The organism is Vibrio sp. T11.5, from assembly GCF_027587155.1.
In the GTDB taxonomy this organism is placed as follows: domain Bacteria; phylum Pseudomonadota; class Gammaproteobacteria; order Enterobacterales; family Vibrionaceae; genus Vibrio; species Vibrio neptunius.
Map to the genome: position 1 here is coordinate 40,737 of NZ_JAPPTP010000028.1, position 12,933 is coordinate 53,669.

Below are 12,933 nucleotides of genomic sequence, written 5' to 3' on the forward strand. Positions count from 1 at the left end.
CAAAGGATTTGAGCGTAGATTTTTGCTTAATGCTTGACCTTATTAATAAAAAACATTGTTGTGAGAAAATATTATTTTTTGTTCAGAATCACCCTTTGCCGTAACTAAACCGATCCCAACGGTAAATATCTTCCCGGTAATGGACCTTGCCGCCTTCTGACCATGCCGTCTGATAAATGATATGCACTGGGACTTGCTGTTTGAGCGGAATCGCTTTGTTTGCGGCGATCTCCCCTTGTTCTAAGGTCGACATATCCAGCCCCTGACTCTCTAGAAGAAGAGAAGCAAATTGATCGGCGTGTTCGATACGAATACAGCCCGAGCTGAACGCTCGACTTGCTTCATCAAACAAGTTTTTACTCGGTGTATCATGGAGGAAGATAGCACGCCGGTTTGGTGTGTTAAACTTGTACAAACCCAAGGCATTTTTATCGCCTGATAGCTGCGTCATCCGATAGGGAAACGCACTCGGCCGCATATTAGGCCAATCAATATCTTCCGGGTTGATCTGCTCTTTTGAGCCCCACTTAGGCACAATCGTAATATTCTGTCTGATCAAATACTCCGGGTCCTCTTTTACTTTGGGAATGATGTCTTCAACCATGATTTTCCAAGGAACATTCCATGTCGGATTGAGAATGAGCGAGTCTAAGTTGATGGTCATCATAGGCGTGGGTCTCGCTCTTCGTCCAACCACCACCTTAGATTCAAACACCTCCTGACCTGAATACCAGTATTTCATTTCAAAACCCGGCACATTCACGACTATGATGGTGTCATGTTCGATGGGCCACAATCGGCTCCGCTCTGCATTGAGAGCTAAGATAGACAGCCGCTTAGTTGGGGTAGTGTTTAACCACCGAATCGTGTCAGGGCCAATCACCCCGTCTTGCGTTAAGCCATGGAGCTGCTGAAACTGCCTGACCGCCGCTTCCAATGTCACATCATACCAATCAATATCTCGCCTAACATTAGAAAGGTCGACGTCCACCATTTCCATTCTGACTAACAATACCTCTCTATTTTTAAGAGTGTCTCCTACTTGCCTTAACCCTTGCTGTTTATATTTAGGAAGATTCAGCTCTTCAAACTTGACCACATGCAAATAGCTGTCAATGAGCTTCTGATAGTCGTCACTGTCAGGGGTATAAACTTCGATGAGTTCGCTGAGCTGCTGATACTCAACGGCAACGGAAACCGCAATCAAATCAGACTGATTCAACCTTGGTAACGGTTTGTAGAGCTTGGATTCGAAAAACCAATAGTAGCCGAGCACTCTGGCTTGCTCAGCGTAGCTAATGTAAAGCAGCAAAGTGTCCGTTGCGAGAAGGTCATATTCATGCCAGCGATTACTTTTCCGATAGTACTCAAGGTACCTCAACTGACGAGCAAACAGTGGGCTGAATCCCGCACTAGCGATGATTTCGAGTTGGAATTCAAGGCGAGAACTTTGTTGTAGATCAAACCAGATCAACTGATTGTTATTGCCCTGATAAACTTGTTCAACATCTTGAGAGTATTGCAGCACTCGAAGGACGTGACTGTCTGTCTCCAACCAACCAATACGCTCAAAGTAGCTACTGGCCCAAGTCGGTAGAGGAATCATGATCAGCAGTAATAGAAGGGGGTTAAGTCTAGCCATCTTACTCTCCACTCTAATCGCCCGAGATCAAAGTATGGCAGAGAAATAAGAGGCTAGGATGAAATGTTGATGAGAATATTAATTTTCCCAAGCTTTACAATGCAGTAGGCTAAGAAATCATAGACCAGTGGTTATCCCATTGAATTCCCGATTGATTTTTCTTCTTCTCTTGTGGTGAATATTGAGTGACCACGCCGCCAGCCCCCGAACTCACTCGGAAAAAGCCGTTTTGCACAACGACACCAGAAGCGTCTGGCAAAGAAGCCAATTCGACCATTTTTCCGGTTTGTTTAGACCAGATTCCGTAGCAGTTTCCGCGAGGTGATGTCGCTAAGATCCACTCTTCAGTTGCCGCTATACTCGCAATGTAATGATTGAATCTTGCCCATTGTTCTGGCTCCGCTTCTAGTGGGATCATTTGACCACCTTGGGTATGCATGGCTAAAAGAGAGGGGTATTCGTCCGGCTCACCACGATACTGCTGACCACATAGCACAGTTTTGTCGCCGTCATGCGCGAGATGTCGAATACTCAAATGGTGATCGGGTAAAGACACCTGTTCCGTTAGCTCACCGTTGGAGTCCAAATAGCTCAGGCTAGGTTTCATGGTCGCTATATTGAGCGGTTGTCTGCCATTGGTATGCACACCGCCAACACCAATGGCCAGTGAACCATCTGGCATAGCAATCACTTCATGAGGGCCAAGGCCAAAGTGAGTAAACTCTGCGACCTTGTCATATCCAGCCAGTACATCATAAACGCCAATAATGCCTCGACTGGTGCCACGTTCTCCCTCCGTTGCGTACAGCCACTTTCCGTCGTTTGAGTACACGCCATGACCGTAATAATGGCGATTTGAACTGGCAGCAGAAGATTTGATCACTTCACCAGTCAAGTAGTCAAATACCACGAAGAACGTACCAGGCCGACGAGCAAACGCCACCGCATGGTTGAGTTGCGAGTTTGTCGCAACGCCGTGCCCCCTTGCCGGAAGAGGTACCTGTCTTATCGGATAACCAAACTCATCCGCGACCACAACCGAGTATTTGTCTCGCCCATATAAAGAACAACCTATAAGTGATGGCTGGCCCACTCTCTCTGACGTGCTTGCACAACCTAAAGGTAGCAAAGGCGCAGCAGCGCCAAACAGCGCTGCTTTGAGGAGAGTTCTTCTTGTGTTATCAGTCACCATCAGTTGCGTTAAACCCTATTACAACACCAAGCTCAATCGCCACTTCTTCGTGGATAAGGTACTTCAACTGCTCCAACTTATTATATTGAGCGTAGGCTTTACGATACCCCTCCTTTGTCTGCAACATTTCAAACAAGCTTTCATTGGTTGGCCATGTGACTAAGGCGGTATCAAACTGTTGGGTGATGCTGTCAGCGAGCTGCACTTTCCCGCGCTTGCGTAGCAACGCATCCAGCCCATCGCCTTCTGCTAGGTACAAGGCCTGCATCCCCACAATGTTAGCCTTGAGGTTAAGCATTGACGTTTCTGAGCGCCAAGACTCGGCAAAATATGGTCTTGGTTTACCAAAGTTAGCCAAAGGACGGCTGAGTTTTTTCATACTGTATTCAAGTTGATTAGACAGCAGAGAAATGTATTCAGACGTCCATGCTTTTTCGTCCAGTTCAACCCAAGGGTTCGTCTGCCATGCCGTGGCAATGCTCTGAGCATTGAGAGCAATGTTTTCAGTGATCGCAATACCAGTTTGGCAGACAGTGTGTGATGAGCTCAAAGAAGAGGCTTGATCATACAACAGCCATTCCACCGAGCCTAGGCCTTGGACCGTTACGCTCTGCTGCGAAATCTGCTCTTGCGTCCAGGCTTGATCTTGGCCGGTAAGAGCGGCCATTTTGCGACCCGTGGTGTTTTTCTTGTCTGGCCAGAACTGTATATTCCAGCTTTGCTCAAGGGCTTTTTCAGGCCCTCTTTCCTGACCTTGCAGTGCCATCCAAGCCATCATGGTTTGATGCCATTGCGATTTGAGTGACGGCAGTTTTGTTTGGTCTGCACAATAAACGGCCATTAGGTCGGCCAGTTTGTCAGCTTGATTTGAGAAAGTATGCGCGGCTGCAAACTCTACTTGGTAAACGCCCTGACTAGGATGAGAAGTTTTTTGGGCAATAGGCGTTGGGCTGGTAGTTGACTGACAACCCGCCAGTAGCATCATCGAGGCAGCCATTGCTGATAAAGAAAAGATCTTCATCGTGATTCCTTACAATGAATTCAAGAAAGCGATCAATGCATCGCGCTCTTTTTGATTGAACTTGAGAACGGTTTGTTTCGCCGGCTCAGCTTCACCGCCATGCCACAACACCGCTTCCATCAGGTTACGTGCTCGGCCATCATGAAGGAAATAGGTATGGCCGTTCACTTCTTCTGTATAACCGATACCCCATAATGGCGCAGTTCGCCACTCACGTCCATTCGCCAAATACTCTGGCCTGTTGTCTGCTAACCCCTCACCCATATCATGAAGCAGCAGATCGGTGTAGGGATGAATTTTCTGATTCGACAGAGCCGGTAAACCTTCTCTTGTCATGGTTCTCACTTCGCTCTTATGGCAGCTATCACAACCTGCTTTGGCAAATAAACGCTGACCGAGCTTAACTTGCGGATCATTAATATTACGACGAATCGGTACGGCTAAGTGCTGAGAATAGAACTCAACGAAATCAAGAATGTTGTCGCTGACTTCTGGGTCTCCACCGTTTGGCAATTCAGCACAAATCGATTGCTTTGACGTGCAGTTCTCATTGGGGAACAGGTTGCTGGTTAGGCCGACATCACCGTTGAAAGCCGCAGCATTTTGTTGCATCAGCGTAGGTTGCCCAGACTTCCAGCCAAAGCGACCAATGGCGAAATCATTCTTCTGTACATCCCATACTTTATTGGCTTTGCCAGAAATACCATCGCCATTGGCATCATTTTCATCCGCCCAAGCTTGTAGCGTTTCATCGGCAATACTCTCTAATAAACCTAGACCAATCATTGGTGGAGCGATGCGCGCCGAAAATTGAGTCTCTGGATGCATCTCTCCATAACCCAGATCAGTAATTTTGAGCTTTGGCTTACGTAATACGACTTTTGTTCCGTCAGCAAATGTCACTGGTACGTCTGAATAAGTGATATTGATCTGCCCTTCTGGAGTTTGATCCTGAAGTGAGAAGTCTTGAAGTTGACCGCCATACGTGGGTTCAGGGATCACTCCGTCTTTGATGAAGGCTTTTTTCTGCTCGGGCGTCATCGCAGGAATGCTCAAACGAACCAACATAGAGACCGCATGAATATCATTCTCTTCCGGTGGATGTCCCCGACCATCTTTGATGTGACAATTTTGACAACCATTGGTATTGAATAAAGGCCCCAAACCATCACGAGCATCCGTCGAAGCAGGGGCTTGCACCCAAGGATTGCGGAAAAAACTGTTACCTACACTGAAATCCAGACGCTTGGTCATTGGAAGATTTCCAGCAGGTAAAGAAAATGCGTTGGCACCTTCTTTCTTCACTGCCGTGCCTCCACCTGATTTCACTTCATACGCGGAAACAGATGCACTGAGCATCATCACAGAGGCCAATAAGGACTTTTTATACGACTTCATACCAATAGTTCTCGGGCAAAACACCAACACTTTATTAAGAAATATTCTCATTAAAAGTGGGGTTATAGAAACAGCAAAAGGGCTCACTAAGAGCCCTTAAAATTAATTAATTGTTTTTTAGAATTCGTGGTCAGCTGTGTCTGGGTTCAGGCTGCTGATACCAACAATTTTCGCCGCACGTTCAATAGACGCAGTCTGAGCAACTAGAGACATGATTGTCTCGTTTACTAGGGCGTTACCTTGTGCATTACCCGCGGCAATTAGCTGGTCAAAGTACTGACCTTTCTTCTCTGCCGAAGTCACCAGTTGGCCAACTTGAGAACGCGTTGTATCAAACTGGTTTTGGATTTCCTTCGCGGCTGTTTTGTCTTTCTGAGCCACGAGGTCTGCGATGCTTGGACCAGATAGAAGCGTACCGTCTTCACGTTTGTACAGACCAGTGTATACGTTATAGATACCCTGCTCGTTGTAGTAGTGAGAGTTGTGCGTGTTGTCAGAGAAACAATCGTGCTCATCTTCCGTCGAGTTGGCTTCTAGAGCGACTTTCATACGCTCACCCGCAAGCTCACCTAGCGACAGAGAGCCCATACCGAATAGCATTTTACGTAGGCCGTTGTCCGCAGAATCGTTCAGAAGTTCTTCACGGTAGTTACCTTTTGCATCTGAAGACCACTGTTTCTCCATCCACTCTAGATCTTGAACAAGTAGATCAGCAGCGGCTTTTAGATACTCACCACGACGGTCACAGTTGCCATTAGTACAACCTTTACCAACAACAAAGTCAGTATAAGCACGCTCACCAGCACCTGCGTTAGTGCCGTTTAGGTCTTGACCCCATAGTAGGAATTCAATCGCGTGATAACCTGATGCAACGTTAGCTTCAGAGCCACCCACTTCGTTTAGATCAGCGATCGCTTCTGGCGTCAGTTGGGCCACATCAAGTTGACTAGCACCAATTGTCAGTTTTTGGTTGGCAACGATATTTGCACTAGCGCCTTCGTTACCAAGCTCGTATTGATAGTCTGCTGCAACGTAGTCGATCAACCCTTCGTCAAGTGGCCAAGCGTTTAGCTGACCTTCCCAATCGTCAACGATCGCGTTACCAAAACGGAATACTTCAGACTGTTGGTATGGTACGCGAGAGTCGATCCAAGCTTGTTTTACTTCAGCAAGTTTCGCAGCGGAAGGAGCGGCAAGGAAAGATTCGATAGATTGGTCTAGTGTCTTAGCTGTCGTTAGGGCATCAGCAAATACAGCGTGAGCTACATCCGCGTAGTGCTCGACGACTTGCTCCTTTGTCACGTTTACAGCAAACGCAGAGCTGCTCGCAATAGCAAACGAAGTTGCTACCGAGCACGCTAAAAGTGATTTTACATTCATTGAAAAGCATCCTTGTTGAGCTTAATAATTATTCTGCATCATAAGTGCTAATTATTCTCATTTGCACTCATAGCCGCAAATAATACAAACTTACATTTTTTTTGCAAGAGATATACAAAAAAGCCTCACGAAAGTGAGGCTTTTATCAAAATAGATTATTCAACAGGTTACAGCTTAAGGTCGTGCTTACCGTGAGATACCTTAGCTTGCAGGTAGCCTTCGTTTCCGTCTTTAATATGTGCCGAGGTATTGACAGTATCTTCAATTTCAACACCATGCGCTTTCAATTCACGAATTTTTTTCGGGTTGTTGGTAATCAAACGAATTTTATCGACGTTTAACGCCTTGAGCATCTGCGCCGCTTCAGTGAAGTCACGCAGATCATCGCCAAAACCAAGATGATTATTCGCTTCATAAGTGTTCATCCCTTCGCTTTGCAGCTTGTATGCATCAATCTTATTATACAGGCCGATGCCTCGACCTTCCTGACGCAAATACAGAATAATGCCACCGGATTGAGCCATTTTGTTAATGGTTTCATCTAGTTGCTCACCACAATCACATCGCGAAGAGTGGAACACATCGCCTGTCAGGCATTCTGAGTGTAAGCGAACTAAGGGGCTGGACTGAGTCTTATCGGCTTGTTTGAAAATAACCGCTACATGCTCTTTGTCGGTCTTGAGTCCTTTGAAAGAGAGAAGCTCTGCTTCTATATCACTGTTTTTACCGACTTTAAAATCTACTCTGGCTCTAACTTGCGCCATATCCCTACTCACTTGAATCTTACTATCTTCTATTTCTATCATTTTAGAAATCTCTTATGTGACTAACTATGGGGACTGATAGTCTATAAATCAATGGTCAGATCACCTTTTTGTTATAATATAACATTTTAATTTTGAGACAATAAAAAACCTCGTCGAATTGCATTCGCGAGGTCGATTATGAAAATAGACGAATAGTAAGACTAGTGGTTATGTTTTTTCTTCCACATGGAGAGCTCTATCCAAAGTGCCTCAAGCACTTCAAGCTCTTCCTCAGTCAATAGAGAGAGTGTGGGTTTAGTTTGTGGCAAAGAATAAGCTTGCAGCGCACTTATTTGAGCGTAAAAATCTTTGCGTAACTGAGATATGTTTGTATCCACTACTGTTTCCTAAGTTTCTCTCTAAAAACCAGCAAAAAATGACCAATTAAACCTTTTTTCTCAAAAATGATAGCAAATTACATAGATTGCGCAATGACATGAAGTGTTTTTGAGCAATAAATCACATTTTATGTATGGATATAGCCTTTACAATTCAATAAATTGCTTGATCAAATTTGATCTTTTAGCAGCATTGCGCACCATGAAAAAGATCATTGTCGTCAGGCTAATTTGTAACTAGAGTACTGATGCCATCGCTTTCATTGTAGTTAAGAGCAGACAATATCCAAGAGCTAGAACGTGGTTGCTGCAATGGTGTCCATTCTGATGCCAGCGGTCTAGATAAAGGCGGTTAGCGATTTTCTGCAGTCTGATGGTTAATCATGTTTAGAAACGACTGGTCTAGATAGAAGGAACTTTAATGCAAGATGTTCTAGTCGAAAAAAGTCATATAGGTGAGATTGTATATCTTCTTTACGCTCAAAAGGAGTCGGTAAATAATCCTTTGGTCATCATCTGTCATGGGTGGAATAACGACAAATATGAGGGTTCTAATCTGGCTTTAAACTTAGCCCTACAGGGTTACTCTGTTATCTGTTTCGATGCGGATAAACACGGCGAAAGAGATGATGGTAATGCTCAAAACGTGACTACTCATTCGGACTTTAGTAAAAGAATGGTGGGTGTGATCAAGCAGAATTCAGATGATATCCATACCCTCATTGAACACTATCAAGAAGATAGTCGGATTGATCCCTCAAGGATTGCGGTTGTGGGGATCTCTATGGGGGCAATGTCCACCTTTTATTCTTTGGCCCAAAACAAACGGATTAAAGTTGCAGTGCCCGTTCTTGGATCTCCTGATTTTGTCGGTTTGGAAAAATTTGCCTTAGAAACCGATTCCGTTAAAAAGCCCCTTGGTGATGATGAGAAGCTAGCTATCCAGTATATGGCAGACATTGATCCTTGTTTGTACCTCATAGAAAATGAACATCGCCCTATGTTAATCATAAATGGCGCGAAAGATGATTGGGTTCCTGCCAACTTCGCTCAGAATTTTTATGAAAAATTGAAAACTAGGTACGCTAACAATAATACTGAAATTGAGTTCAAATTAGCTGATGAATCGCATTACTTTTCTAACCATATGCGTGATCATACGATTAAATGGTTAAAGAAAAACTTGTGAGCTAAAAAAGGCTGATACCAAGTATCAGCCTTTCGATTGTTTTGAAACGGCATTCAGAGCGTTAAGCTCATACCGCCTTATTGTTGTGCGACTTTTTTGGTTTGTTCCATTAAGCCAAGAGCACCAAATCCAGTAATCACATCAAGGTTGGTTTTCAGGCCAGCTTCTGCACCACCGCCGATGTAGTTTTGTGGCATCTGCACTTGGAAGTTTTGCAAATTCTTGTACAGAGAATTGGCCACATCGCGGTTCAACTCTGCTAAGTAGACTTCTCGGTTTGCACCCAGTGCTGAGTATTTTGCTTTTAGCACGTCCGCTTCTGCACGACCTTTTTCACGAATGGCTTTCGCTTCAAATTCTGCAGACAACGCATTGGCTTTTTGAATCGCTAGGTTAGCTTCTGCTATTGCTAGCTCCTTCTCTTTTTCTACCTCAGCGAGTCGCTTGGTTTTCTCTACTTCAACAATTTCACGCTCTGCAATCTGCCTCGCCACTTCAACCTCTTTTTGCTGTGCGATGATCGCAAGCTCTTTACGACGCTGAGCATCTTGGACTTCACGAGTACGCTGGATCTCTTTACGCAACTGCTCGGTCTCTGCTTGCGCCTTCGAGGTTTCTTGTTCCTGAATAGCACGGATGCGATCGGCAACTAAGCGCTTTTTGTCTGCCAGTAGTTGATCAAGTTGCTTTTCAGGCTGCGGATCACCGATAGTCACCTGCGTCACTTGGATACCATATTGTTGTAATGGGTTATCCTGACGGATTGGGCGACCCGTATCATCGGAGACAGGCACCGTCTTCCAAACCAGTTGGTTAGTCCGTTGCAGTTGGTTCGCGTTTGACTGATCGATGCCAACAGGAGCAAGATCTAACTGTTCTACTTCTACCTGACGACGTTCAGTCAAGTAAATACCTTCACGTAGCTGGTCACCCAATTTAGATTTGAACTGGTTTAAACCGCCTTGGAAAAACTCTTCACCCGTATATTGAGTGGCCGTAATCACAGTCACGTTACGCGCATTTTTTACCAACAGTGCATCAATCAGATTGTTGTTGTTGCGAAACTCTCGGTGCATTTTTTTGACAGATTCAGGATCATTGCTGAGCTTAAAACGGAAGGTAACGGGTATCTCACCGATATAGGTATCAGCGAAGCGAACCTGAACCGAATCAAGACGTTGATAAAAGTCTTCGCCTTTGTTGTTACCAAATGACACCGTGACCAATTGGTCGTATCTGGTGATTTTGGATAGAAACGGCATCCGAAAATGAATACCAGGCTCAGTGAACACATCCAACTCACCGGTGAGGTTGTTCTGATGCACATAACTATAACCAGCATCGGTCATCAGAACTGAACTATTAATTGTTAAGCCTATTGCTAGCAGCGGTATACCAAATATGGCTGCTTTCAATCCTTTACGTAATAACTGACGTCTTTCTTCCACTGTTTATTCCCGTTCTAAATATTTGTTACAAATTTAAACGTTTATTATATCTATTCGATATTCTTCACACACTAAGCAAAGTAACTAATCTGATAGGCATTGTGTTTGAATAGACTGGCATTTTGTTCCAACAACTTTATCTAAGCCAAGACAACCCCTTAATCTGCATGGTACTTAACCGAAACATGTATTCCAATTGAAACTTAAATTTAATCCGATAAATAATGTTTAAATTTATCGAATTGTGTTTAATGCACATTAAAATAAAAACAAACGAAAAAAATTTCATATTATTAATCATCTTTATGGCTGTCGATTATATAAATTTATGGCATTTTTATTAAGCAAGACTCCGAGCTATTTATTGAACTATAAAAGAATTGCCCTTTGTTATCGGGCAATTAATAAATAATTAAGCAATCTCAACTCGCTGCCAGTGGCTATTCGCAGATTTAACGGCTACTCCTTCAAAAACCAACCTCCCCTGCCTCAATACCGAGCATGGCTGCTCACCCAACTCAGCGATAATTCGTTGGCTCAGTTTGGGGATTATAGGTGACGATAACCATGCTAACTCGCGTATAAAGTTGGTGACCACTAAACAGGTCTGCTTCGATTTATGCGCTGGTTGCCCTTTGCGGACAAGCCACGGGGCACGATGGTGGAAAAAACCGTTCAACTCCGCTAGTAGCGCTAGAATAACTTTGGTTACTTGGTGGAGATCGCCATCTTGATAAGCATTAACTATGTCCTTCAGGCATGGTGTTAACTGGTCTACGAATGTCGCACACTCTAGGTCCAGTTGACCGACCTCTTCGAGAGTTATTTTTCCAGCGAACACTTTAGCAATTAAAGTGTGATTCCGTTTTACCAAATTAGCCAGAGTGTTGAGTAAATCTGCGTTGATGAGCTCGGCGAATTCATCCAAGACGACGTTACCATCTCGATAAAGCGGTTTTTGACGTACCAGAGCATAACGTAGTCCATCGGTGGTTAGCTGCTTTGCAAAGACACTAGGGTTGACTGTGGTCTCAGGGTTGGACTTAGAAATCTTTTCACCGTCAATGGTCCACCACCCATGCACAATGAGCTTTTTCGGTAGAGGGAGATTTAAAGCCAATAGAAAAGCGGGCCAGTACACTGCATGGAAAAGCAGAATGTCCTTACCAAGAATGTGTTGAGTATTGGCTATGTCAGCCTTTTGCGCACCTGTACGTTGTATAGCGGTAATGTAACTAAATAAGGCATCAATCCAAACGTATACAGTATGCTGATGATGGCTTGGAACCTGAATACCCCACTTGTTGTTGATTCGAGAAATTGATAAATCAGCCAGCGGCGCTGACTTCAATTGCTCTATGATTGTGTTCTGAAAGTGTTGCGGCGCAATCACGTTTGGATGTGTTTGATAGTACTCTATTAAAGCTATGCGGTACTTATCTAAGCGAAATAAATAAGTTTGTTCTTCGACCTGAACGACGGGTTGTTTGTGTACTGGACAGAGGCGATTATCGACGAGCTCTCGTGGTGGATAATATTGTTCACATGCTACGCAATACTCACCCGAATATTGCCCAAGGTAAATATCGTTCTGGCTTTCTAAGGTTGTCCATATATCCTGAATATGTGCTTGGTGGTCTTCTGCTGTTGTACGGATAAACACATTGGGTTCTATTGCCAACTGCGGCCATAAGGCCTGAAAAGTCTTCGAGGTTGCGTCTACAAATTCTTGTGTCGATTGCTGTCGGGATAAAGCGGTCTGCGCAATTTTCTGCCCATGTTCATCCGTTCCCGTGATTAACCTACTTTCCGATCCCAAGAGCAAAGAAAATCGGTGAAATATGTCAGCGATAATGCCGGAGTACGCATGCCCTAAATGTGGCTCGCCATTGGCATAAAAAATAGGAGTAGTGATAAAACATTGCTTAGGTAATAGTGAGGGTTTAGTGGCAATTGATTGCTTTAAGCTCATCGTATAATCTCCTTTGATTCCATTGCAATAGTCGGAAAGAGATCTCGATTTCGGCTTAGTTGCACCACCTTTCCAACAATATGTTCAGGAATGGTGATGCAGTGAATAGTTAATTTAGAACACGCAGCCCATCCCTCCCAGCATTCGCTGAGAAGGCATGTTCATCATGATATTTGTTACAAAAATATAGGCCATTGGTTGTACTGTTTTTGTGTTCTTATCTTCACTCTATCAGAGTGATTTTTATCCAACAAGCGTTTCCTTCTCTTCAAACTTCAAGGCATCTGGCAAATTCTTACTCAGTGAGACATCGAAGCCAACAAAATGGAATTGGCCTTGATCACCTCGGTATTGATTGCCAGTGAGCGGTTTTGTGACTGGCTAACAATAAAACACAACCATACCTGTTCAGGTGTAGTGATTTCAGTACGTGTAAGCTCAAGGGGCTGGGGTCAACACAGATTTTGGAGGAAAACATGCCTTGGAAAAGTGTTAGCCGTGAAGAGTAATATACTACTTTAATTAGCATTAATTACATATAACGTCA

General features: G+C 44.2%; 10 protein-coding genes. 1 reads left to right on the forward strand and 9 read right to left on the reverse strand.

Annotated features, from left to right (window positions below; all coding sequences use genetic code 11):
- Positions 1 to 88 precede the first annotated feature (88 nt).
- From OH455_RS20185 to OH455_RS20215, 7 genes are all read right to left on the reverse strand, one after another.
- Positions 89 to 1,642 (reverse strand): L,D-transpeptidase family protein, encoded by a 1,554-nt coding sequence (locus OH455_RS20185; RefSeq protein ID WP_269982610.1) that lies wholly within the window; start codon positions 1,640 to 1,642, stop codon positions 89 to 91.
- Between the two features lie 109 nt (positions 1,643 to 1,751).
- Positions 1,752 to 2,834, reverse strand: coding sequence for a DUF1513 domain-containing protein (locus OH455_RS20190; RefSeq protein WP_269982611.1), 1,083 nt, complete (start codon positions 2,832 to 2,834; stop codon positions 1,752 to 1,754).
- Positions 2,824 to 3,855: an imelysin family protein gene (locus OH455_RS20195; protein WP_269982612.1), complete on the reverse strand. Its 1,032-nt coding sequence runs from the start codon at positions 3,853 to 3,855 to the stop codon at positions 2,824 to 2,826. Before OH455_RS20195 ends, OH455_RS20190 begins: the two co-directional genes overlap by 11 nt.
- Before the next feature lie 9 nt (positions 3,856 to 3,864).
- Positions 3,865 to 5,253, reverse strand: a complete 1,389-nt coding sequence (locus tag OH455_RS20200) for a di-heme oxidoreductase family protein (protein WP_206371956.1) — start codon at positions 5,251 to 5,253, stop codon at positions 3,865 to 3,867.
- A 117-nt stretch (positions 5,254 to 5,370) separates the two neighbouring features.
- The gene (locus OH455_RS20205; protein ID WP_269982613.1) at positions 5,371 to 6,633 is read right to left on the reverse strand and encodes an imelysin family protein; all 1,263 of its coding nucleotides are present in this window, start codon (positions 6,631 to 6,633) and stop codon (positions 5,371 to 5,373) included.
- Between the two features lie 167 nt (positions 6,634 to 6,800).
- On the reverse strand, positions 6,801 to 7,439 hold the full coding sequence (locus tag OH455_RS20210; RefSeq protein WP_045975773.1) for a GTP cyclohydrolase II: 639 nt from the start codon (positions 7,437 to 7,439) through the stop codon (positions 6,801 to 6,803).
- Between the two features lie 161 nt (positions 7,440 to 7,600).
- Positions 7,601 to 7,777 (reverse strand): hypothetical protein, encoded by a 177-nt coding sequence (locus OH455_RS20215; protein WP_045975772.1) that lies wholly within the window; start codon positions 7,775 to 7,777, stop codon positions 7,601 to 7,603.
- Positions 7,778 to 8,198: 421 nt separating this feature from the next.
- Between OH455_RS20215 and OH455_RS20220 the strand changes: the two genes are divergently transcribed.
- The gene (locus OH455_RS20220) at positions 8,199 to 8,966 is read left to right on the forward strand and encodes an alpha/beta hydrolase family protein (RefSeq protein ID WP_269982614.1); all 768 of its coding nucleotides are present in this window, start codon (positions 8,199 to 8,201) and stop codon (positions 8,964 to 8,966) included.
- A gap of 77 nt (positions 8,967 to 9,043) precedes the next feature.
- On the opposite strand, the gene OH455_RS20225 is transcribed toward OH455_RS20220, so the two are convergent.
- Positions 9,044 to 10,414 (reverse strand): SPFH domain-containing protein, encoded by a 1,371-nt coding sequence (locus OH455_RS20225; protein WP_045975770.1) that lies wholly within the window; start codon positions 10,412 to 10,414, stop codon positions 9,044 to 9,046.
- A 412-nt stretch (positions 10,415 to 10,826) separates the two neighbouring features.
- Positions 10,827 to 12,386, reverse strand: a complete 1,560-nt coding sequence (locus tag OH455_RS20230) for a methionine--tRNA ligase (RefSeq protein WP_269982615.1) — start codon at positions 12,384 to 12,386, stop codon at positions 10,827 to 10,829.
- Positions 12,387 to 12,933 lie beyond the last annotated feature (547 nt).